The 22,224-nt window shown below is 50.7% G+C and carries 21 protein-coding genes; 8 read left to right on the top strand and 13 right to left on the bottom strand.

The features are described 5' to 3' along the window. Nucleotides 1–26 precede the first annotated feature (26 nt). Complete coding sequence (locus PGR10_RS13135; protein ID WP_430923596.1) at nt 27–1,736, top strand: thiamine pyrophosphate-requiring protein; 1,710 nt, start codon at nt 27–29, stop codon at nt 1,734–1,736. A 15-nt stretch (nt 1,737–1,751) separates the two neighbouring features. Here the strand turns inward: PGR10_RS13135 and PGR10_RS13130 are convergent, their stop codons facing one another. Next, complete coding sequence (locus PGR10_RS13130) at nt 1,752–2,045, bottom strand: SelT/SelW/SelH family protein (protein WP_308958034.1); 294 nt, start codon at nt 2,043–2,045, stop codon at nt 1,752–1,754. A gap of 323 nt (nt 2,046–2,368) precedes the next feature. Between PGR10_RS13130 and PGR10_RS13125 the strand changes: the two genes are divergently transcribed. From PGR10_RS13125 to PGR10_RS13100, 6 genes are all read left to right on the top strand, one after another. Beyond that, nucleotides 2,369–4,720, top strand: a complete 2,352-nt coding sequence (locus tag PGR10_RS13125) for a TonB-dependent receptor domain-containing protein (RefSeq protein ID WP_020078086.1) — start codon at nt 2,369–2,371, stop codon at nt 4,718–4,720. 73 nt (nt 4,721–4,793) lie between these two features. Then, nucleotides 4,794–5,825, top strand: coding sequence for a hemin-degrading factor (locus tag PGR10_RS13120; RefSeq protein WP_430923594.1), 1,032 nt, complete (start codon nt 4,794–4,796; stop codon nt 5,823–5,825). After that, entirely contained in the window at nt 5,822–6,640 is an 819-nt protein-coding gene (locus PGR10_RS13115) for a heme/hemin ABC transporter substrate-binding protein (protein WP_430923593.1), read from the top strand. Before PGR10_RS13120 ends, PGR10_RS13115 begins: the two co-directional genes overlap by 4 nt. Continuing rightward, nucleotides 6,640–7,635: a FecCD family ABC transporter permease gene (locus PGR10_RS13110; RefSeq protein WP_308958030.1), complete on the top strand. Its 996-nt coding sequence runs from the start codon at nt 6,640–6,642 to the stop codon at nt 7,633–7,635. Before PGR10_RS13115 ends, PGR10_RS13110 begins: the two co-directional genes overlap by 1 nt. After that, nucleotides 7,628–8,407 (top strand): heme ABC transporter ATP-binding protein, encoded by a 780-nt coding sequence (locus PGR10_RS13105; protein ID WP_430923592.1) that lies wholly within the window; start codon nt 7,628–7,630, stop codon nt 8,405–8,407. Before PGR10_RS13110 ends, PGR10_RS13105 begins: the two co-directional genes overlap by 8 nt. A 392-nt stretch (nt 8,408–8,799) precedes the next feature. Continuing rightward, the gene (locus PGR10_RS13100; RefSeq protein WP_279270617.1) at nt 8,800–9,417 is read left to right on the top strand and encodes a Fic/DOC family protein; all 618 of its coding nucleotides are present in this window, start codon (nt 8,800–8,802) and stop codon (nt 9,415–9,417) included. Here PGR10_RS13100 and PGR10_RS13095 read toward each other — a convergent pair. From PGR10_RS13095 to PGR10_RS13060, 8 genes are all read right to left on the bottom strand, one after another. Continuing rightward, a complete protein-coding gene (locus PGR10_RS13095; RefSeq protein ID WP_279270616.1) occupies nt 9,414–9,584 on the bottom strand; it encodes a hypothetical protein in 171 nt (56 codons plus the stop codon). The two genes, PGR10_RS13100 and PGR10_RS13095, sit on opposite strands and share 4 nt — an antisense overlap. A 66-nt stretch (nt 9,585–9,650) precedes the next feature. Then, nucleotides 9,651–10,457 (bottom strand): hypothetical protein, encoded by an 807-nt coding sequence (locus PGR10_RS13090; RefSeq protein ID WP_279270615.1) that lies wholly within the window; start codon nt 10,455–10,457, stop codon nt 9,651–9,653. Then, a complete protein-coding gene (locus PGR10_RS13085; protein WP_279270614.1) occupies nt 10,454–12,202 on the bottom strand; it encodes an AAA family ATPase in 1,749 nt (582 codons plus the stop codon). The genes PGR10_RS13090 and PGR10_RS13085 overlap by 4 nt, the downstream gene beginning before the upstream one ends. A 2-nt stretch (nt 12,203–12,204) precedes the next feature. Next, nucleotides 12,205–13,707: a restriction endonuclease subunit S gene (locus PGR10_RS13080; RefSeq protein WP_279270613.1), complete on the bottom strand. Its 1,503-nt coding sequence runs from the start codon at nt 13,705–13,707 to the stop codon at nt 12,205–12,207. Next, nucleotides 13,707–15,242, bottom strand: a complete 1,536-nt coding sequence (locus PGR10_RS13075) for an N-6 DNA methylase (RefSeq protein WP_279270612.1) — start codon at nt 15,240–15,242, stop codon at nt 13,707–13,709. Before PGR10_RS13075 ends, PGR10_RS13080 begins: the two co-directional genes overlap by 1 nt. Nucleotides 15,243–15,378: 136 nt before the next feature. After that, entirely contained in the window at nt 15,379–16,851 is a 1,473-nt protein-coding gene (locus tag PGR10_RS13070; protein WP_279270611.1) for a hypothetical protein, read from the bottom strand. Between the two features lie 636 nt (nt 16,852–17,487). Next, entirely contained in the window at nt 17,488–18,600 is a 1,113-nt protein-coding gene (locus tag PGR10_RS13065; RefSeq protein ID WP_279270610.1) for a hypothetical protein, read from the bottom strand. A 113-nt stretch (nt 18,601–18,713) separates the two neighbouring features. Further along, nucleotides 18,714–18,914, bottom strand: a complete 201-nt coding sequence (locus tag PGR10_RS13060) for a helix-turn-helix transcriptional regulator (RefSeq protein WP_053390065.1) — start codon at nt 18,912–18,914, stop codon at nt 18,714–18,716. A 227-nt stretch (nt 18,915–19,141) separates the two neighbouring features. Between PGR10_RS13060 and PGR10_RS13055 the strand changes: the two genes are divergently transcribed. Next, nucleotides 19,142–19,678: a hypothetical protein gene (locus PGR10_RS13055; protein ID WP_279270609.1), complete on the top strand. Its 537-nt coding sequence runs from the start codon at nt 19,142–19,144 to the stop codon at nt 19,676–19,678. Nucleotides 19,679–19,725: 47 nt separating this feature from the next. Here PGR10_RS13055 and PGR10_RS13050 read toward each other — a convergent pair whose 3' ends face one another. The 4 genes from PGR10_RS13050 to PGR10_RS13035 all read right to left on the bottom strand — a co-directional run bounded on the left by PGR10_RS13050 (nt 19,726) and on the right by PGR10_RS13035 (nt 22,160). Beyond that, on the bottom strand, nt 19,726–20,655 hold the full coding sequence (locus tag PGR10_RS13050; protein WP_279270608.1) for a tyrosine-type recombinase/integrase: 930 nt from the start codon (nt 20,653–20,655) through the stop codon (nt 19,726–19,728). A gap of 46 nt (nt 20,656–20,701) precedes the next feature. Next, nucleotides 20,702–21,154, bottom strand: coding sequence for a RadC family protein (gene radC / locus PGR10_RS13045; protein WP_430923591.1), 453 nt, complete (start codon nt 21,152–21,154; stop codon nt 20,702–20,704). Nucleotides 21,155–21,156: 2 nt separating this feature from the next. After that, entirely contained in the window at nt 21,157–21,618 is a 462-nt protein-coding gene (locus PGR10_RS13040) for a hypothetical protein (protein WP_430923590.1), read from the bottom strand. Between the two features lie 122 nt (nt 21,619–21,740). Next, the gene (locus PGR10_RS13035) at nt 21,741–22,160 is read right to left on the bottom strand and encodes a DUF2787 family protein (protein ID WP_430923589.1); all 420 of its coding nucleotides are present in this window, start codon (nt 22,158–22,160) and stop codon (nt 21,741–21,743) included. Between the last annotated feature and the right edge of the window lie 64 nt (nt 22,161–22,224).

Below are 22,224 nucleotides of genomic sequence, written 5' to 3'. Positions count from 1 at the left end.
TAACATCGCGTTAATCCGGAGAGAATATGACTTCTATCACTGTATCGGCCGCTGAATTATTACTGCACCGGCTTCAGGCCCTCGACGTGGCCTATATTTTTATTAATTCGGGTACCGATTATCCCCCGGTTATTGAAGCGTGGGCCAAAATGCGCGCTACGGGACAACAGGTACCGGAGCTGGTGATATGTCCCCACGAGAACGCCGCTATTGGCATGGCCCATGGCTATTATCTCGGGAGCGGGAAAGTGCAGGCCGTCATGGTTCACACTAACGTAGGCCTGGCCAATGCCGCCTGCGGCGTCATCAATCAGGCCAACAGCAATATTCCGGTACTGATTTTTGGCGGACGTACGCCAATTAGCGAGCATTCACACTTTGGTTGTCGCAACACGCCGATTGGCTACGGCCAGGAGATGCGCGATCAGGCGGCGCTCATTCGCGAGTCGGTGAAATGGGACTTTGAATTACGCATTGCCGATCAGATCGGCGAGCATGTTGACAGAGCATGGGCGATAGCCCGTTCATTGCCAAAGGGGCCGGTGTATTTGAGCCTGCCGCGCGAGCCGCTATGCGAAACGTTCACGATCGATGAACAAGCGCTTCATGCCGAACCAACCCAACAGCCGGTACGCTACGCGCCAACGCGAGCGGATATTGCCAGCGCCGCCGATGCGATAGCCAATGCCAGACAGCCGGTCATCTTCGCCCAGCGCGGCGCGCGAACGTCCGGGGGCTTTGCGCGGCTCAATACCCTGGTTAAGGAGTGGGCCATTCCGGTGGTGGAATACTGGGGCACTGAAGTCACCCTCGGCAGCGACAATCCTATGCTGGCCGGCAGCGATCCCGAAGGCTGGCTTTCTGCCGCCGACGTCATCATCGTTATCGACTCGCAGGCCCCGTGGATCATCGAAGAAAGCCGCTGCAACGACAGCTGTAAGGTGATCCAGATCGGCCCCGATCCGCTTTTTTCCCGCTACCCCGTCCGCGGTTATCGCGCCGATATTAACCTGGCCGGAGAAACCGACGAGGTATTCGAACTTTTACAAGAGGCGCTCCAGCCGCTTGTGGCGGCGAAGCAACGGCAGGTGGCTGAACGTGAAAAGCATGTGCTTAGCCTGATACAACACGCGAAGAACCAACGGGAAGCCCTCCTCCACGCCGGTCAAAAAGGGGCGATTGGCAAACCCTGGCTGAGCTACTGTCTGGGTCAACTTGCCAATCAACATCAGGGGAAGATCGTCTCCGAACTGACAACAATGCCGCAGTTCGCCGGCCTGACTCAGGCGGACAGTTATTACCAGGAAGCGCTGGCGGGTGGTCTGGGTGAAGCGTTGCCCATCGCCTTAGGGCTGCAGCTCGCCCGGCGAGGTGAGCTTATCATCGCCGCCGTGGGCGACGGCTCCTATCTCTTTGCCAATCCGGCGGTGTGTCATCACATCGCGGAAGTGATGAAGCTCCCCGTGTTGGTGGTGGTCGGCAACAATGGCGGCTGGGGAGCGGTGGCGGGCGGCACCCGGGCGCTCTATCCCGACGGCTATGCCGCTAAAATGGACGCGATCCCGGCCACCGCGTTCTCGTCGTCGCCAGATTTCGCCGCGCTCGCCGCCTCCAGCCGCGCGGCTGCGCTGACGGTTTCGCTGGCGGAAGATCTCCCCGGGGTACTGGAAGAGGCGGTCGCTATTATTCGCACTCGCCGACAAAGCGTACTGGTCAACGTTGAACTAGGACGTTAATCGCAACCAGCCGTTTTAGATCTGCTTCCCGGCATTATCCACGTGCCCCAGCGCTTTTTCCGGGAAGCAGACGTCCCTCACCCGCCGTTTCAGCTCGGCAGCGTCCGGGAAACCGCCGTCCCGTTTGCGCTCCCAGATGAGCGCCTCATCGACGCTCACCGTAAAAATGCCGCCGGTACCGGGCACCAGCGTGACCGAAGCGATATCGGTACTAAAGGTATGCAGCAGCTCCTGGGCCATCCAGCTGGCGCGCAGCATCCAGTTGCATTGGGAACAATAGTGAATGGTAATCGCCGCTTTATGACTCATGTTGTGTTGCTCTCGTCCGAAGGAATGTAAACAAAATGCAGAATATACCCGTCATACTTCAAGTTGCATGTGCGTTGGCTTCCTCGCTCACCCCAGTCACTTACTTGAGTAAGCTCCTGGGGATTCTCTGCGTCGCCGCCTGCCTGCAACTCGAATTATTTAGGGTATAGGTAAATATTTTGTTGCAAACGATAATGCCTATCATTAACATTCGCAATTACTAAATCAGGAATACCACTGTCCGCCAGGGAAAACACGGACCAACCTGCACTCTGGAAGTAACGCGTGAGCCGATACTAATAATTATCAAGGCGTGGCTACAAATGTACAAATCGACTCAATCAGCAGCATGGTGTAAGAAAAGCCTGCTGGCGACTTCTCTGCTCGCAGCAATCGCGCAGAATGCCGCTATCGCGGCCGTGACCCAGGATAACACGACGGATAGCGCGGAACAGATGGTGGTGACCGCCCCGGCCCCACAGCTGAAAGCCGGCAGCGAGCACTCGGTGAGCGCGCAGGAGCTGCAGGACAAAGGCGCCAACGACTTCGGCTCAATCATGCGTTATGAACCCCTCATCAGCGCCACCGGCGCCAGCGGCGGTTCCGGCAACGGTAAAAGCGGTTTCGATCGCGGCGGCTATACCGGCTACAACATCCGCGGCCTCGAAAGCAACCGCGTCGGCATCGATGTTGACGGCATTGCCCAGCCAAACGCCACCGGCCGCGGCTACGTTGGCCGTTCCGGCCTCAACACCTTTGGCATTGGCCGCGATTATATCGACCCCTATATGTACGGCAGCGTGGATATTCAGTCCGGCGCCACCTCAACGGAGACCGCTAACAGCTCAATCGGCGGCAACGTCTCCTTCCGCCCGAAATCGGCGGATGACTATCTGCGCCCGGGCAAAACCAGCGCCTTTGGCTACCAGAGCGGCTACGACTCTTCCGACCGCAGCTGGCATAACGGCGTCACCGTCGCCGGCGGCGATGAAACGCTGCGCGGCATTTTCGTCTACAGCCGCCGCGATGGCCAGGAAACCGAGAACAACAGCGGCAGCGTCGACGCTTACCCGGCAAACTGGCACTCTGACGCGTTTATGGCCTCCGGTATCTGGCAGCCGAACGATGAACATAAGTTCACCAGCACCTTCGACTACTATCACAAGACCAACCACAGCCACTTCGATTCGTGGGACTCCAGCGGTAACAGCGTGATCGGCACCGCCAACCAAACCAACCAGACGCGGCGCTGGGGGCTGAGCCTGAAAGACGACTGGACGCCGATGAACGATTACATCGACAGCGTCTCGACCAAGGTTTACTACCAGCATACCGAAGCTCACGACTGGACCTGGATGCCGGATAGCGTCACCCGCAAAATGCAGACGGTCAATTCCGACTACGATACCGATACCTGGGGCCTGCAGACCGCGCTCGCGAAAAGCATCGGCCGCCACGACCTGAGCGCCGGTTTTAACGCCAGCACGACCAAAACCCAGCGGCCATTTAGCCAGTCGCCGATCCCCAGCGTCTACAGCGAAATTATGCAGCCGGAAGCGGACAGCCGCAGCTACACCCTCGGCGGTTACGTGCAGGATCAGATCAACTTCGATCTCGATAGCCACAACTTCGCGATTATTCCCGGCGTACGCGTGACGCATCAGTCCACTAAACCAGAAGATCTGTCCGATCTCAGCGCCAACAGCAGCGTGCTCACCGAATCGTCGGTGGCGAATCTGTATGGTAAAAACAGCGACACCCAGGTGCTGCCGTCACTGACGTTCCAGTACGACATTACGCCGCGGCTGATGACCTATCTGCAGTACCAGCGCGGCGCGCAGTTCCCGAATGCCAGCCAGCTGTATGGTTCGTGGAACCTGGGCTCCAGCTATGCCGGCAGCCAGCAGTACGCGCTAATCGGCAACAACGATCTGAAAACCGAGACCAGCGACAATATTGAATGGGGTATCAAGGGCGAAGTCACCGAAGGCATCACCGTGCGTACCGCGCTGTTCTACAACAGCTATAAGAACTTTATCGCCTATACGCGCTATTCGCGCGCCAACAATCCGGGTAAATTCACTAACGTCCCGTCGAATATTTACACCATTTATCAAGCGGAAAACCGCGATAAGGCCTATATCTACGGCGGCGAGATCAGCACTAAATTTAACTTCGGCACCTGGTTTGAGCAGGTGGATGGCCTGAGCGCCACCCTCGCCTGGGGCTATAGCGAAGGGAAATCGAAATCCAGCTACTACGGCGATAAATACGTCGACCTCGACAGCGTCGCGCCGATGAAAGCGATCGTCGGCGTGGCGTGGGACGATCCGGCTAAGCGCTACGGTACGGCGCTGACCGCCACCTTTGTTAAGGGCAAACAGGCCACTGCCACCAGCCGCGAGAGCTACAACAACACCGGCTCCGCCATCGCCGATTCCAGCACCGAATATATGCGCGTGCCGGGCTACGGCATGCTGGACTGGACCGCTTACTGGCAGGTGGCGAAGAACGTTCGTCTCAACGGCGGGGTTTACAACATTACCGACCGTAAATACTGGGACTACCTGAGCAGCCGCAACATCGAGACCAGTACCAATCAGGATGCCAACGATAAAGCGCTGGCTGTGATGCCCGGAAGGACCTGGCAACTGGGCGTGAATATCGATTTCTGATCGCCCGAATAATAACAAACCTGCCCCCCGGCCCGCGGGCCGGGGAAATTCATCGTAGAGAAGGATGTGAATTATGCAAAACGCACACGACGATCTGTGGCAGCGCTACCAGGCCACCAAAGCCCGCTCCACCGCCAAATATGCCCGCGACATCGCCGCAGAGATGGGAATTAGCGAAGCCGAATTAACCGCCGCGCGCGTCGGTCACGATGCCGTGCGTCTGCACGACGACGTACGGGCGATTATCGCCGCCCTGGAGAGCGTCGGCGAAACCAAATGCATCTGCCGCAATGAATACGCGGTGCACGAGCAGGTCGGCGAATTTACCCATCAGCACCTGAGCGGCCACGCCGGGCTGGTGCTCAACCCGCGGGCGCTCGACCTGCGCCTGTTCCTCAGCCAGTGGTCGAGCGTGTTCCACCTCAACGATAACGGCCACCAGAGCATTCAGTTCTTCGACCCGCACGGCGATGCGCTGCTAAAGGTCTATGCCACCGGGAAAACCGATATGGCGGCATGGCAAACGCTGGTAGCCAAATTCAGCGAGACGGCGCCCGGCGCGCTGACGATTCGCCCGGCCGACCGCGTAAAGTACGCCGACTCCGCCGACGCCGCGGCGCTGGAAAAGGAGTGGCGCGCGATGACCGATGTGCACCAGTTCTTCGGCCTGCTGCGTAAACACAACCTTTCCCGTCAGCAGGCCTTCCGCCTGGTGAGCGACGATCTGGCCTGCCGCATCGACAATAATGCGCTGCCGGGACTGCTGGAAACGGTGCGCCAGGACGGCAATGAAATCATGATCTTCGTCGGCAACCGCGGCTGCGTGCAGATCTTCACCGGTGCGCTGGAAAAGCTGGCGCCGATGCGCGGCTGGCTCAACATCTTCAACAGCGCCTTTACCCTGCATCTGCGTGAAGACAGCGTGGATGAAATCTGGGTCACCCGTAAACCGACCTCCGATGGCCACGTCACCAGCGTCGAACTGTTTGCCAAAGACGGTACGCAAATCGCCCAGCTGTACGGCCAGCGCAGCGAAGGTCACCCGGAGCAACAACAGTGGCGCGCGCAGGTGGCGCGTCTGTGCGCGGAAGGGCAGCCGGCATGAAACGTTGGGGAATACTGCTTGCCGCACTGCCGCTGTTCGCCAGCGCGGCCGCCGAACGGGTGATTTCCCTCGGCGGCGACGTTACCGAAATTGTCTACGCGCTGAACGCCGGGCAGCAACTGGTGGCGAAAGACAGCACCAGCACCTGGCCTGCCGCCGCGCAGAAGCTGCCGGACGTCGGTTATCTACGGCAGTTAAACGCCGAGGGGATCCTCTCCTTACGCCCGCAGCTGGTACTGGCCAGCGCGCAGGCGCAGCCGTCGCTGGTGCTGCAAAAAGTGCAGGACAGCAAGGTGACGGTCGTCAACGTGCCGGGCGGCGATAACCTTGCCGCCATCGATAACAAAATCGCCGTTATTGCCAAAGCATTAGGTAAAACTCCGGCAGGCGACGTGCTGCGCCAGCAGGTCAAGCAGCGGGTAGCCGCCATTCCCTCGCGGCCTATCGCCAAACGGGTGCTGTTTATCCTCAGCCACGGCGGGATGAATACCATGGTGGCCGGACAGCACACCGCCGCCGATGGCGCGATCCGCGCCGCCGGGCTGCAAAACGCAATGCAGGGCTTTGACCATTATCGCGCGATGTCACAGGAAGGCGTGGCCGCAAGCCAGGCGGATCTGGTGGTGATTTCCGCCGATGGTCTCAAGGGGATGGGCGGCGAAAGCGGGTTATGGAAATTGCCCGGTCTGGCGCAAACGCCCGCTGGCCGCCATAAACAACTACTGGCGATCGACGATATGGCCCTGCTCGGCTTCGGCCCGCGTACGCCGCAGGCGCTCCTCGAACTGCGGAAAAAAGCGGAGCAGCTGCCCTGATGCGCCCTGCCCTCGTTCGCCATTTGCTGTTGATGGCGCTGCTGCTGGTCGTCTTGACGCTCTACGCCACCACCCTCGGCGCAATGCGATTGCCATTGATCAACCTGCTGCCCTCCGGCGATGAAATCCTGCGCCATATCTGGCTGACGATCCGTCTGCCGCGAGTGCTGCTGGCGCTGCTGGTCGGCGCCGCGCTGGCGCTGTCCGGCTGCGTGATGCAGGGGCTGTTTCGCAACCCGCTCGCCGACCCGGGGCTTCTGGGCATCAGCAGCGGCGCGGCGCTGGCGGTGGCCTGCTGGCTGGTGCTGCCGCTCAGCGTGCCGGCGCTGTTAGCCCTGTATATGCCGATGCTGGCGGCGTTTATCGGCAGCCTGGCGGTGATGGCAGTGATTTTTATCCTCAGCCGCGCAGGTGACGGTTCGCTGTCGCGGCTGCTGCTGGTGGGGATCGCCATCAACGCCTTATGCGGCGCGCTGGTCGGCGTGCTGGCCTGGCTAAGCAACGATGCTCAGCTACGTCAGCTGTCGCTGTGGGGGATGGGAAGCCTCGGCCAGGCCGAATGGCCGACGCTGCTGGTGGCGGCTAGCTTGATTATTCCGGCGTCAATAGCGGTGTGGTGGATGGCGTCACGCCTTAACCTGCTGCAACTCGGTGATGAAGAGGCGCACTACCTCGGCGTTAACGTGCGGGCGCTGCAACGGCTGCTGTTGTTATGTAGCGCGGTGCTGGTTGCCGCGGCGGTGGCGATAAGCGGCGTCATCGGTTTTATCGGCCTGGTGGTGCCGCATCTGATGCGACTGTGGCTGGGGGCGGACCACCGCGGTCTCATCCCCGGCTCGCTGCTGGCGGGCGCGATTCTGCTGCTGATTGCCGATACCCTGGCGCGCACCGTCGCCGCGCCGGCGGAGATGCCGGTAGGGCTGCTGACCAGCCTGTTGGGCGCGCCGTGGTTCCTGTGGTTGATATTTCGTCGGGAGAAACCAATCCATGGATAAAGACTATCGGGCGCAAGGGCTGTCGCTGCGGCTCGGCCAACGACAGGTGATTGACCAGGTTTCGCTGACGCTTCGCGGCGGCGAGATGACCGCGCTGATCGGCCCGAACGGCGCGGGCAAATCCACCCTGCTGCGGCTGCTAACCGGCTTCCTTACCCCGGATAGCGGCGAACGCATGATGGACGGCAAAGCGCTGGAGCGTTGGTCGCCGCAGGCGCTATCGCGCCGCCGGGCGGTGATGTTACAGCGCACTCCACTCCAGGCCGACTGGACGGTGGAAACGGTTATCGCCATGGGGCGCTCGCCATGGGAAGCAACCGCCAGTCCGCAGACTCTGCGCGATGTTATGGCGGAAACCGGCTGCGATCATTTGCGCGGCAGGCGCTATCCGTCGCTTTCCGGCGGCGAGCAGCAGCGGGTACAGCTGGCCCGCTGCCTCGCGCAACTGTGGCAAAACGGCGCGCCGCAGGGCTGGCTGTTTCTGGACGAACCTACCTCGGCGCTGGACCTCTATTACCAGCAACATCTGTTACGCCTGCTCAAGCGTCTGACCGCTACCGGCCAGCTACATGTCTGCGTGGTGCTGCACGATCTCAACCTCGCCGCCCTGTGGGCCGACCAGATTCTGCTGCTACACCAGGGACAGGTGGTGGCGCAGGGCACGCCGCGTCAGGTTATCCAGCAGGATATCATTAGCCGCTGGTACGGCGCGGACGTGCGCCTCGGCCAGCATCCGGAAAAAGCGATTCCGCAGGTTTATCTGGCGCCCTGAACGTCACGCGCGGCCAGCTTAGCGATGGCCGCGCGTTCGAGAAGTGGAATCAGGATCGCTGCGTCCACTTCGTCACTTTCCCTCAAATGCCTATCTCCGTTATCATGTCTTCCTCATGCGATAACGACGACAATAATAAAATCGCACTCCATTAAAAATCAGGGACCTGGATAACACCCTATGAGCACAATCGACAATTTAGACGCCCATACCCCGATGATGCATTGGTGTGTTAATGCTGATTATTAACGATTATTTTCCACCAGTGAATAAAAACTACATTTTAACCTACGCTTTTGTAACTATCTGATTTTACGAATATTGTTTACTGTACTCATCCAGCGTTATAATCCCTCTTTTTTTCCATCCCTCTAATAACACAGGGCATCTCCATGAGCCGATACCATGTATCCAGCAGTGAAGGCCAGTATGAGAAAGACTCTGGCGAGCAAGTTTTGGCTAACAAGCTGGGGATCGCTACTTCTGATGAGATGGATGAGGCTGAACTTGTCCTGTTAGAACAACTCTACCAGTCTGTTTTTGAAGAACAGTTTCCGGAAGGACAGCTCAGCGTAGCCCTGCTAAAAAGCTGGCACCGCCGTTGGTTAGGTAACATCTACGAGTGGGCTGGACAAGAAAGAGCGGTCAATATCAGCAAGGGCGGTTTTATGTTTGCTCCCTCAGCGCAGTTGCCAAAACTGCTGAACGAGTTCGACACGAAGTATCTGGCTCAATACACACCATGCAGCGGAATGGATGAAGAACAGCTCATCACCGCTCTCGCCATCACCCATGTTGAGCTAATACTTATCCATCCATTCAGAGAGGGAAACGGACGCCTGTCGCGACTGCTAGCCGACGTGATGGCCGTTCAGGGTGGGTACAAACCGCTGGATTATCAAAGCTGGGAGAAAAACAAATCCCAGTATATCTCGGCTATACATGCTGGCGTATCAATGGACTATGAGCCGATGAAACACTGGGTTAGTGAGGCATTAAGAAGGGATTAAACCGCAAGACGTAAATGAGCTAACTTTTTGCGAGTCGCTTCAAGGGAAGCTTCGATCTTCTCGGAAGACTGCCCTGTTTCAACAGCCGTAGATGTTGCTACTGAGCGAACGATGTCAGCGCGAGATGGCTTGGCGTAACTTGCCTGAGTTTTTTTGTTGTTGCTCATAATTACTCCTGAAAAGCAGAATCTGGGCTGAAAACTTCATTCAAACATTATACCAAAATTATCAGATTATGCCTCTAATAGATCTTGTATCCATGAGTGCGCAGCACTGCGTTGCCCACGCATGAGAAAATGCATTTCACCACTAAATGGAGCGTCTCGGTCTATTGCTCGTCGTAAACGTTCAGCTACTCTTATGAAATCACTTCGCCTACTCTGATCATGGGTAGAGAGCTCAAAAAGGCGTTTAGCTTCATCAAGATCAGCCATAAGTTGAACTGCAACAGTATGTCTATGCTTACAAGTAGGCTCATAGTTCAAATGGTATACTTCTATAGAAACTTCTGCACGCTGTTTGGATATTGGATCTATGCTAGTTGCACAAGGCTGCCCATTTTCCTGATGACAACCCAGTAATTTCCAATCTGTAAGCTCACAAGGATCTAAGAGCATTGGATATTCTTGATCTATGGGACCTTCGCTATATACACGTGAAGTTTCATCGATTAGAGGAAAACGATCTGCTTTTCCTCCTGCTGTATTAACACCTAAGCGCCTACTATTACAGTAAGTACAAGCATAGCGAAAATTTAATCGTTCGAAAGCCAACCATTTATAGCCATCATGTTGATTTATTGCATCACTAACACAATTTTTAGGACGAAAATGATCTACCGCATTATCAGAACGGGTTATGGGAGACTCACAGTACCAACACTTGTCGTGCAATAATTCTGCTAATCCATCTTTTAATTCACGCCAAATATGGTCGTAATCATTAGGGGCAGCCCCAGAGGCAACCGCTTGTGTAGCTCTTTGGGCTCGCTGTAACCAACCTGTAGGCATAGATAATTTTAGCCGACTTACATATCTCAAGAGTTTTCTCCTTCATCCTTATTTGGATGTTTCGATAGGAGCTCTGCAATTAAGTTTTTAGCTAATTCCTCACGCTCTACACGAGGCATTTCAACCACTTGCTTTGCTAATTCTTGAGGTAGTTCAGTATTAAATCGAGCAATCAAAAATGAATTTCTTAAGCGCAGATAACGTGAATATTCATCATCAGGATGGAAAAATCTAAATCCAAGCCTGTCAAGCTTGGCATTAATTGAATCCAATTCATGTTGCTCAGCTGAAGATAACGTTTCTTTAGCTGCAAAAGCTCTCTGCTCTTCAAGTAGGAGCTGAGTTGATTGGTCTAATGTAGAAGCGATACCAAACATATCACTTGTCACAATTGCAGCATATCCCATTCCTCTGGGAGCTATTTCTGGATAGCAGGCGACAATTTGGCGGCGTTCTTCTTGCTTTGACATGCGTAGAATCTGTACCTGTTCACGATCTAATTCGGCAATAGCAAGTGGGTTGTGCGTTGTCATTAAAATATGGCTGGTTTCTGTTTGCTGAGTATCATTTACTATGAATTTCTTCAGATAAGAGATATAATCCACACTCCAACGAGGATTTAAATGTGTATCTGGCTCATCAAGCAAAAAAAGACTTTCTTCTTCGGCAGTGAAACGTAGTAAACCTAATACGGTGAGTAACTGTTGCTCTCCTTCACTTAGCTCACGAAAAGTTACACTCCCATCATTTTTCTTTAAGCGTACACGAATACGAACCTCTTCAATTAACTCAGAAACATAAGTACTTTCTAAGTCACGGAAAAATTGTGCAGGGGACTGATTATCAACAAGACTTCGAAGAGCATGTATATCCTTAATAAAAAGATATTGAAACTCAGTAGATTCCTTATTCCAAAGAGTAATTTGCTTGTCGCGTTTTACTTTAATCGGTGCCATAGCTATATTTTGCAAACGATCTAAGAAGGTTTGAACGACACCTTTTGAACCCCAAAATCTATCATCTCCATCAGAGTTATTTTTTTTATTTCCTCTTCTTTTACTCCATCCCGGTTCCTTTAGAACAAAGAGGACTGATTCAATACCCTCATCTGGATCAATGCCCATGTCTTTTTCAAGTAATTCCCGTACATCGTCTGATTGTTGGATCATAAAGGCTAGTAAGACAAACTGGCTATGTACTGGCATCGCATAGAATAGGCGTTTTAGCCCAGGGTCTACACCGTTACGCAGTTTACTATCATAACTTTCTAGATAAGGACGAAATACTTCATGCATTCGTAAGCTTTCGCCAGAGTAATAGCTGAATACATAATGAGGCAGATACTGTGTATCAGAATTAAGGAATGTAGTCAGTTTTATTGGTTTTTCAGATAGTTTTGTATCATCAACGTCAAGATCCTGAGCGTCAATGATATTACTATTTGATTCATTTTCTTTTAGGTTAGTAACGTAAATTAAAAATGCGTCTTTCTTACGGTCAGGGTCGGCATCAATGCGTATTCTTTGCTTGTCATTACCCGCTCCCATACAGTAGGAAAGTTGAAAGGCAAATTCTGGAGTGCGTTTCTTGGCAATTAAGTCACGAAATATAATAGCTAAAGCCTCCAAAACATTAGACTTGCCGGTTCCATTCCAACCAATTACTACTGTCACCCAACTTCCTTGAGCAAAATCGATAGTAACATTCTTCAGGTTTTTAAACTGATGCGATGGACTATCTTTAAGACTTCCAATTGTTAGTTTGTCCAGACGCATATTTAGACTCCTACCAATTTCAAGCGGTCATAAAGCTTCCGACCTTGCTCATCAGTCACGGGAGCAATTTGCAAGCGACCAGCTTTGTCTAAATCGCGCAATTCAGAGTAGAGTTCTTCTATTCGCTCAGTCGATGTTCCATCTGCCACTCCACACAGACGAAAAGCTTCTTGTGCAACTATCCAATCTCTGGTTTCTTCAAGCACACTAATAAGTTTATTCGCCATAAGAGTAGAACTCTCCTTTTTTTTCTTGACTATACGAGAACGGGGCTGTTTTTTTAATACCTCCCGTTCAATTTTTATTTTTTTAAGTAAAGCTTCGGCGCTATTTTCACCACTAATTAAATCTGGGTGAATTGCTCGCCAATCAGTAGTAAGCTCACCACGAAAAGCTTTGGCTAAAATTGATTGAGTGAGATTATTCACACGTGCTAATGCGGAATTAGTTTTTTGTTCGATGGAATCGGAAAAGGCGAAGAGCTGTTCAACACGATGGACGATTTCAACTTGTTCATTGATTGAAGGCAAATACACTTCGTGGTCAACTATATCGCTTTTAGTTAAGCCAGGAATCAGCCCTTTTGCTTTTAAAACAACATCTTTTGCTGATGCCTGAATGGCAAAAAGAATATAGGTGTAGTTCATATTTTCATTAGGTACGAATGCATATACATCTCGCCCAATTGCAGCATAGCAACCTGGAAATGTAGTGCCAACTCCGGCACCTTTAACGGTCACAAATATTGACCCTTCTGGAGCCATTCGCTTCGGATACTCGGTCCATTTGTGATGCAATATTTTTTTACCATCCCACTGTTCTGGGCCAGTTACATATGGCTCACCTTTACCTTCAGAATTAACTTCTGATTTGCTAGGTGATTGTCCTGCAATTACTTTTCCTGCAAATGCTAGAGGTTTAATCTTACCAACCACTTTAGTGTTGGTGACTCGCCACTCCTCCGTTAACTTGCCGCTTACAGCCGCGGCTAGCACAGATTGGCGGAAAGTTTTTAGAATTTTGAGTATGCGTTCGAGGCGGGATTTGGTAGCTTGCACCTGCGCCAGCAGAGCATCAAGTTTATCAGCAATCATTTTTTGTTCGGCTAGCGGAGGAAGTGCTATAAATTGACTATATGCATCTTCCCTGTTTAAACCGGGTATTGCTGTAGATCTATTCAACTCTGTTAGAGGTAACGTCTTAAGCTGATAAAACCAATATTTTAATGGTTGGCTAAATAGATTATCCACATAATAAGTTGTATCGATTGGGAAAAATGGAGAGTTTGATAGATGCACTTCCCCATATGAGCCTTTTCGGCCCACGATAATACCTTCTGTTTTTACTAATGGTTCGGAATGGCTTCCAACGATGCCGTTTGAACCAAAAACCAAAAATTTCCCATTGTCTCTTTTTGAGGCAGGTAAAGACTTGCCGTATTTTAATTCAACTACGTTTCCTAGAGTTGTAAGGCACCATCCCTCTGGTAAATTAACTTTGTTCATTAATTCGCCTCTTCTAATGCCGTCAACAGCCGATCCAGCTCGTTCAATGCAGCCTCTAATTCCTCTCTTGCCTCGCTTGCCAGTACATCCGGCTCCGGCAAACCAGCGGTATCTACACTATCTTTATCTTTTAGCCAGGAGATATCCAGAGAGTCGCCCTTGGTGCTGGCGATCCACTCTCGACTAAAGCAGCGCCAGCGAGAATGTGCGAGCTGTTCATCAATATCCTTATTTTCTTCTATCGCCTCTTTATCTACTTCAATCTCTTGCGCGCCAAAGCTATATTCACCTTCTGTACGCTTGCTGGTTCCATCGGGACTGTCGCCAAATACTCTCTCAAATGCACCGAGGTGTGGGTCTGTGCCAAAGTCTTCTGGTGCAAAGCCAATGTCGGCATTACCAAAGGGTGTGCGTTTACCAAAGCTGGGCATATTGGTACGTAGATCGTATACCCAGATGTTTTTAGTACAGTTCTCTTGCTGAGATTTGTCTTTGGCAGAGCCTTTGGTAAAGAACAAGACATTAGTTTTAACACCCTGAGCGTAAAAGATACCGGTAGGCAAGCGCAAAATAGTATGCAAATTGCACTTATTCATTAAGTCGCGGCGTACATCAGTACCAACACCGGATTCAAACAATACGTTATCTGGCAACACGACAGCAGCCCGACCGCCAGCTCTAAGCCCCAAATAAATATGCTGCAAAAAAGCGAGTTGCTTATTTGTATTGGGGAATGGAATATCGTTGCGCAAAGGACGTTGTCCCCCGGCCTTATTGCCAAAGGGAGGGTTGGCTACGATTACATCGGCTTTGTCCAACTCGGCTACGTCATCAGTCAGTGCATCGCCATAAATAATGTTTGCGTCTAAATTATGTAAAAAGGTATTCATTAAGCAAATTCGACGAGTATTTTTCTCTATTTCCACTCCTTGATATTTAGGAGGGTTAGATTTGTATTTTTCTCGTGAATATTTATTCCGAATATAGCTGTCAGCAGAAATTAAGAAGCCGCCACTTCCAGTCGCTGGGTCTTGAATTAATTCGCCACACTCTGGCTGTATTAATCTCACTATAGTATTGACTAAAGAACGTGGAGTGAAGTACTGCCCAGCCCCCGAACGAGTATCCTGAGCGCTTTTATCAATCAAGCCGCTGTAGAGGTCACCAAATCGATCATTTCCTACTTGGTGCCACTCTATTTTTGAAATACCATCTACAACAGCTTTTAAATTTTCAGAATGGGAGAAAACGGTTGTAGGGAATGCGTAAATCTCTCTTATGACTTCATTTTTAACATGCGCACCCAAGTGTGTGAGCATCTCTTGATAGAACCCTAGTAATCCCTCCTCTTCATGGGATTCTAGATCAGTCCATCGATAACCTTTGGGTATCAATTTTTCTGAACCATTTTCCTGAGCAATTTTGAGAAACAGCAGATAACTGAGTTCAGATACGTACTGGTAATAGGTGATTCCATCACCTCTCAGTATGTTACATAAACTCCAAATTTTTTGAACAATCGTTTCTTGCTTCATATTTTCAATTAACTCAGGATATAGTTGCGCTCACTTTAAATGAGAATACACTATAACATAATGAAAAGATACAATAAGTTATCCGAACACCAGCCCAGTCTATGAGACCTCAGATTTAGATAATGTATAACTTGCTTCAATGCTTTTTCTCAATCAAAAGGTATGGATGGGACCAGTCAGTTACCTCCTCATATGAAACAAACCCATCGTGCTCCAGTGCGCAAACGCCCTTATGGCTGATGACGTAATCGTATACAGCCCGGCTTTCCAGGCCTTGTAACATGTGCGACAACAACTTCCGGCGCATCACATCTGACTTCCTGCGTTTACGCGCTGCCACATCTTTATAGGTAATGTTGAAAGGCTGTCCTACCGCGTTGGTAACACAACGCCCGTAACGATTGGTCAAAGCTGAACCCTCATAATGATCCAGCAGTAAAGCCAGATCTCGCCTCAGGGGTTTCAGAAGGTGCTTCCAGCGTTTCAGTACTCGCTTTGCTTCTACCTTACCTAGCTCACGATTCAACAAGCGTCGGGTACTGGATTTAAGCGATAGCGTAACGAACCCGGCGTTGAATACGCTGGAAAACCTGAATTGCTTCACCAATTCTTCAGCGACACGCAATACCCTGCAGATATATTGAGTTTCCAGCACCTCCAGCGATTTGGCCGAAATGCCAATACTCAACAGCTCATGCCGTAGTATCTCAAGCTGGCATCCCTTGATGTCATAGTTGTGACCACGAGCCAGACACGCCCACTTCATGTCAGACGGTAGAGTCTGGAAGCCTGTGCCAACCTCAAAGGATCTCCCGCCAATGTATGCGGTTTTATACGATTGCCTGTAGGACACTATCAATGGCGATTCCTTCACCAAATCCACGCCTGTTTCAGCCAGTCGCGACAAGAAGTTAAAAATGAATATTTTGTTCTTCTCAGTGGAACGTTTGCGATGATAAGCAAGTAGTGCATCCAGATTGATTTCAAGCGGCTCAAGGTTGCCCCATACACTCACAACCCGTTCCCTGAAAGCAGCGTTAGGGATATCGCGTTTAGACTGCTGATGTTTAGCATTCTGCCCACGGTCGATCGCAACACCAATCAGCTCGTCAAATGAGTAACTTTTACGCTTCGTGAAAATGTCAGTCAGATAATGGTAACGATCCTTGCGGCTAAGGTATGCCTCTCTGTCGGTGCCAAACAACTTACGCAGAAAACGTTGAGAAACAGCATATTCCCGACATGAGTGCTGAACATTGGAATACCCGGTTAGTTTGATGATTCCCGCGCTTGCCAATGCCTCGATTGCACGCTCATTGGTCGGCCCGCTTTTCTTAAATACGCCGGGAAGTTTCTCCCGGCCTAATTCAAATGGAACAGGCACAGAATAAGACCATTTTTTATTCGCCTTAATCTTTGCTTTTTTCTTGTTTTTACGACTACAGGTCGACACACAAATAACATGCTGAAGGAATACTGCTATATTACGATAAAATGGACGTCGCAGACTTGGTACACCATTATAAGGAATACTGAAAACAACTTCTTTGAAATAATCCAGCGTTGAATCTGTCACAAGAATATTGTTATGGGTAATGTATGGTTTCATAATCCACCTGTATATTGAGGTCAAAGCACCATGCCCTGACCCCGTTTATTTACAACTGAATTACTCAAATCTTGTGTGAACCCAACAAGGTTCAGATGCTAGATAATGATTATAATATATTGGAGGCAGGAGCCTCATGATAGCTGATACTGGATAATGGCTATAGTATGTAATGACATATATACAATAATATAGAGATAGAGTGTATACAGAGCATAATAGATACGTCTATATACCTTGTAGACGTAAATAGCGAATAAATATCAACTTGGCCAGAATGGGATTAGCGGATATACAAAACGTTACCGGTTATTAAGCGGTACAACTTCCTCCGGGTAATATTCAATAGCGGTTGTAGACACATGCTATTCACTGGTTTTATTCTTTTGAAACCTCGAATTTTCTCAAAACCGACGATCCTTGCAATTGGCAGAGTCAGGAAAAACCATCGGCGGTTTTCCCCTACCATTGTACGAGGTGCAGATCTGACACTAAACAGCTGCGGTAGTTAGCCGGTCTACCACGCAAAAACTCAGCAACGTTGGGCGGTTTAAAACCTTCATTTTCAGGTTTCTGATTCAACATATCCGCCATTACCATACCATGAAAACAAACGGCATCCCTGCCCAACTACCATTACCCGTCTTTCAGTCGCAACTGAAGCCACTTCTGGCGATGCTTAAATTGCCAGTATTGCGGTTGCGCGAGAATCCCAAGTTTTGCCACAACAAGCGGTAACATAGCCCATACAGCCTCTGAATCGAATAATTCCACACGGTAGCGCTCCATGAGTTTATCAACGCGCTTATCAGCAGCTTTTTTTGCCGGGCTGACCTGCTTACCATTCAGACTGGCTGACGGCTGGTAATCCGCTCTAGCAACCGGGTAAGGGACATATTCACGTAGCAGGCGAGAAAAATCAGGTTCAAGCTCAGAATCTACCAGCGCGTTACGGTCATAAAATGCGAGTTTAGATACCAGATTCTCCATGCGGAGTAGGTTGTTCAGCATGAGCTTTTTCTTGCCGGGTGATAAACGCAACTCCAGCCGCAGAAACCGCCGGAATTGTTGCTCATCAAGCAGAAGGACAGCCTGTTCATACCTTCTCTCAGTTGCCAGACCCGGAGCATCGGCCTTTTCGTATATTGACGCGACGATAGTCGTAGACCCCAGCCGTAACCCTTCCTGCTCTCCATGCAAATCATTAAAGTCGCCGCTCCTTGCACCAACCAGCCTGATTAAATAGTCGTGGATCTTCATTCCCACCACATCCAGCGCGTAATGAATAGTTGTTATCCAAGCATTACGTAATCCCCGATACAGATACTTGCCGATGCGTCCCTTCCGCCCCAGCCACACAAACAAATCCGTTATCTGTTTCGCAGAATAGTGCTGGGGACTAAGTTCCATTCGCTGAAATCCACGCTGACTACTGGTTGGGGCAAAATGGATTGCCAGCAATATGGGGTGCTTGCGCGATTTAGCTTTCAGTCGGATTTCCACCACCCAGCGATAGTGCCCGCCACACTCATACTTACCAGCCGGTCGAACTTTGATCAGGTAGTCACCACTTGAGGCAAGACCAAGCAACCGCTGTTTGAGTTCGAGATTTTTCTTCCAATCATGCATGTCTGTGACACATGCTAGTTTGTCCAATCCTCCATACATAGGCTGGCCTGCACTATTCATATCCAGAGGAGGTTTGCCAAGTAAAGATGTCACCCGTTCACGATTAAATTGTTGCATCATATTCTGTTCCGATAGCGCATAGCAGCAACAGTGATCCCCCCTTTCATATGTAGGTACAATCACTGTTACTGGTTATATGGTTGGTATGTCAGGGGTTGGATAAGGCTTACAGATCACTGCGTATTGCTAATCCCACGAGACTGAATCCAGTTTTGAATTTCATTTGATCCCCATCCCACAGCCCGACCGCTATCACCAGTCAGTTTCTTAGATTTTGGAAAGTCTCCTTTAGCTATGAGTCGGTACAACGTTGCGGACGAAATCCCAGTCAGGTGAAGAACTTCTTTTTTGCGGAGAATACGGTTAGTGTTCATGCTTGTGCTCCTTTGAGCTGTTTCAGGAGCGCTGCTATTTACAACCACGCAAACCGCCTCTTTTCACGAAAACCAGACCGTTCATCGTGATAATCACGGCAAAAGATTAGATTTTGTGCATTGGCAATCGTGATTATCACGCGTAAAATTCGTCCACCGTGATAATCACGGAAATGATGGGAGTACCTAGCCCGTAGGTTGATTGTTCGATGCAAGGAGATGTACTCATGCCAAATGGCGATACGATTTTGCAGCCACTAATGCAGCAGAAGGCAGAAAGGGAAAGAAGCCTCAACAGGGCGAGACAACAAAAAAGAAAGGGGTTAGTTGCAGCGAGGTTTGGAAAGATCGTCCCCATCCATATGTTGGAAGAAACCAAAACTCGGCTGGAGATGATCGCTGAAAAAACAGCCATAAGTCGCAAGGAACAAAATGCAGCTGAGAAACGAAGTGCAGTGATAGCGGAACTGGTTAACCAGTACTACATAGATTATATCTTGTCTCATAAGCATAAAAACTCAGAACTGGTATACAACGTTTATAACCAAATATGGCAATCTAACTTTGACGGAAAACCCACCGACATGATAGCCAGGGAGCTCAATAATGCTGGTATAGATATACCGTATTTTGATAACCAAAGCGGTAAAATAGTTGTTGAGTCAGGAAAGTGGAAAAGAGACGATATAGAAACGTTTTCCAACTCAGCTTTCGTTATAAAAATGATTGAGTCAAATGAGCAAAACGTCAAAAAAAAACGCTAAATAGGTTCAATATCTGTAAGCTCAATCACGGACAGACAGCATCACGTTTACCAGCATCTAATCCGCTTACTGGCACTGATTTTCATGCTCTCGCCACGACAGTCATAGCGCGTCGTCGTGGATATGTCGCTGTGGCCTGCCAGCTGGCGGACGGTGTTGATATCCACGCCCTGCTCCAGTAAGCGGGTAATGAAGGTCCGCCGCATGTCATGCGGGGTAAACTGCGCAATACCTGCCGTTTGCTGTAACACTGCCAGGATGCCCGTTAACCCGGTGGTTGTCAGCGGCTGGCTGGCGACCTTGCCATTGCGCTGAATTCGGCTGAACAGTGCACTATCAGCTTCGTTTGCGCTGACTTTCAGCCATGCACGAATAGCCTTATCCACTGCATCCGCCACGTGAATTTCGCGGTATTTACGCCCCTTCCCCTGTCTGACCGTCAGGATGCCGTTGTCATAGTCCCGGCGCTCAAGTTTAACCAGTTCCCCGGCCCGCAGGCCCGTTCCACAAAGCGTCAGCACTATGGCGGCATCACGACAACGACGTACCGGTTGCGGATGCTGTTTAGCGGCCTGAATCAGCGCCCGGATTTCCTGCTTGTCTAACGCCCTTCCCTTACGCTGTATATCACCGCTCACGCGCTTCACTGACCGGATACGTGCCAGCGTTTCGGCATCCATGCAATTGAGATTAAAGGCCGTCTGTGCCACGCCCCGCAATGCTGACAGCGCCATGTTCACCGACGACACGGCGTAACCGTCATCCAGCAGTGCCGCACGTACTTTAGCGACAGCGGCGTAGTTAAGTTGTTCCCACTCATAGTCTGCTGCATCCCTACCGTGTTTAAGTATGCTGGCGCTGCGGTTTAGCAGGCTGGTGATGCCCCGCCGCCCCGAGGGTGCAAGACCGCCAATATACGCATCGAACACGGTGGTTTGCACCACCGGCACGACCTGACGCAACGTAGCCCTTCTCATGCGCGTAACCCGCAATAACGTACATTAAACCAGGTAACTGTCTGCATCACACCAGCCCTCTTTCAGCTAATGACACCGTCTCAGCCCCGGCCACAATAAAGTGATCCAGCAACCGTACATCCAGCATTTCCAGAAGCTCCTGCAATCTTTTAGTCATCTGGATGTCGCAGTCACTGGGTTCAGGCTCGCCGCTGGGGTGGTTATGGACAAGGATGACGGCGGCGGCGTTATGCCTGAGTACCCGCTTAATAACCTCCCGGGGGTGAATGCTGACCGTATTTAACGAGCCCCGGAACAGCATTTCGCGGTGCAGCAACTGGTTCTGGTTATCGAGCAGGATGATGCCAAACTCTTCGTGTTCCAGCAGGGCCATTTCGTACATCACACACCGCCTTACATCATCAGGGGAGCAAAGTTGAACACCTGGCTGGTAGTACCGGCTAATGATGTCGCGGGCACGGTCAAGGATGCGGGTTTCGCGCAGGGTAAATGTCGTCATGTTCAGAACTCCCGTTCGATGAAGTAAATGGCTTCGGGAAAGAGCTGGCGGCGGGTCGCGCCAGCGCGTAAGGAGAAGGCTTTTCGGGGCATGGTGGTTCGCCCGTGGCTGTCGAAGAACCAGAGCGTTTCTTCGTCCATTTTGGTAATCAAGGACCAGTGAAACTGATCGCTGAGCATGATCAGGCGGGAGTGGTCCGTTACCGCCAGGAAACGCCTCATTTCGCTGAATACACGCCCCTCCACAAGACCTCGACTTTCATCGAAAGGTTTGCTGATTTTGACCGGGAACTGGCGGTGGTAGTGACCTTTCTGAAATACCTGCTTAATCAGCCAGTCGAGCCGGTTTTCATCTATCCCGTCAGCTAACCATTCATGTAATGGCCACCGTTGCTGGTAGGTCTGGAAAAGCCGGTTCATGAGTGGTCTGCGCTTCACCCTTCCGTCGTAGAGCCAGCTCAGCATATTGACCAGACAGTACGCGCCACAAAGACTATCAAGCTCCCCTTGTACTGACGCGTGTATCCCTCTGTTTGCAGTCACAGATAATTTCTCCGTTGTAATAATGGGTAATCAGTGTGGTGGAATTAGCTTTCCCAGATAACAGTGGGGGTGTAGATATTCAGAAAGTGATAGTGGGCAAAGTTGCGCTGCCAGAGCGCAAAGATGTCGCACCCTTCCCCTGGGGGTAAATCACCGGCATAGGACAGGAAGACATAGCGCTGGCTCCAGCTGATATCGATCTCTTTTTCGAGCTCCGGGTCTATGCCCATATATTTGAAGTCAGTAATATAATCGAAACACCACTCATCATTGCGGGAAATAAGCCTTATTTCGACAGGATGGAAGCCACCATTTTCAAAGCTATAATTGACATCCTTGAATAATAAGGTGATAGCATAGTTATTAGGCTTGAGAGGTGGTTTCTTGCAGATTTCAGAGAAAATTATATTAATCAGTTCCTGACTTACGGGCATGGATAGCCCTTCCTGACGGATAATATTCATTATGTTTATTCCGGTAGATATACGTTTGTATTGATGACTCAAACAACTAATTATCCATAACCCG

It is taken from the genome of Klebsiella sp. 141198 (assembly GCF_050600785.1).
Taxonomy (GTDB): Bacteria; Pseudomonadota; Gammaproteobacteria; order Enterobacterales; family Enterobacteriaceae; genus Klebsiella; species Klebsiella aerogenes.
The sequence above is the reverse complement of the archived record's forward strand: the minus strand, read 5'-3'. Positions and strand labels throughout refer to the sequence as shown.

Coding starts and splice junctions, on each gene's coding strand:
- PGR10_RS13135 (WP_430923596.1), top strand. CDS start 27: ATGACTTCTATCACTGTATCGGCCGCTGAATTATTACTGCACCGGCTT.
- PGR10_RS13130 (WP_308958034.1), bottom strand. CDS start 2,045: ATGAGTCATAAAGCGGCGATTACCATTCACTATTGTTCCCAATGCAAC.
- PGR10_RS13125 (WP_020078086.1), top strand. CDS start 2,369: ATGTACAAATCGACTCAATCAGCAGCATGGTGTAAGAAAAGCCTGCTG.
- PGR10_RS13120 (WP_430923594.1), top strand. CDS start 4,794: ATGCAAAACGCACACGACGATCTGTGGCAGCGCTACCAGGCCACCAAA.
- PGR10_RS13115 (WP_430923593.1), top strand. CDS start 5,822: ATGAAACGTTGGGGAATACTGCTTGCCGCACTGCCGCTGTTCGCCAGC.
- PGR10_RS13110 (WP_308958030.1), top strand. CDS start 6,640: ATGCGCCCTGCCCTCGTTCGCCATTTGCTGTTGATGGCGCTGCTGCTG.
- PGR10_RS13105 (WP_430923592.1), top strand. CDS start 7,628: ATGGATAAAGACTATCGGGCGCAAGGGCTGTCGCTGCGGCTCGGCCAA.
- PGR10_RS13100 (WP_279270617.1), top strand. CDS start 8,800: ATGAGCCGATACCATGTATCCAGCAGTGAAGGCCAGTATGAGAAAGAC.
- PGR10_RS13095 (WP_279270616.1), bottom strand. CDS start 9,584: ATGAGCAACAACAAAAAAACTCAGGCAAGTTACGCCAAGCCATCTCGC.
- PGR10_RS13085 (WP_279270614.1), bottom strand. CDS start 12,202: ATGCGTCTGGACAAACTAACAATTGGAAGTCTTAAAGATAGTCCATCG.
- PGR10_RS13080 (WP_279270613.1), bottom strand. CDS start 13,707: ATGAACAAAGTTAATTTACCAGAGGGATGGTGCCTTACAACTCTAGGA.
- PGR10_RS13075 (WP_279270612.1), bottom strand. CDS start 15,242: ATGAAGCAAGAAACGATTGTTCAAAAAATTTGGAGTTTATGTAACATA.
- PGR10_RS13070 (WP_279270611.1), bottom strand. CDS start 16,851: ATGAAACCATACATTACCCATAACAATATTCTTGTGACAGATTCAACG.
- PGR10_RS13065 (WP_279270610.1), bottom strand. CDS start 18,600: ATGATGCAACAATTTAATCGTGAACGGGTGACATCTTTACTTGGCAAA.
- PGR10_RS13060 (WP_053390065.1), bottom strand. CDS start 18,914: ATGAACACTAACCGTATTCTCCGCAAAAAAGAAGTTCTTCACCTGACT.
- PGR10_RS13055 (WP_279270609.1), top strand. CDS start 19,142: ATGCCAAATGGCGATACGATTTTGCAGCCACTAATGCAGCAGAAGGCA.
- PGR10_RS13050 (WP_279270608.1), bottom strand. CDS start 20,655: ATGAGAAGGGCTACGTTGCGTCAGGTCGTGCCGGTGGTGCAAACCACC.
- radC (WP_430923591.1), bottom strand. CDS start 21,154: ATGACGACATTTACCCTGCGCGAAACCCGCATCCTTGACCGTGCCCGC.
- PGR10_RS13040 (WP_430923590.1), bottom strand. CDS start 21,618: ATGCTGAGCTGGCTCTACGACGGAAGGGTGAAGCGCAGACCACTCATG.
- PGR10_RS13035 (WP_430923589.1), bottom strand. CDS start 22,160: ATGAATATTATCCGTCAGGAAGGGCTATCCATGCCCGTAAGTCAGGAA.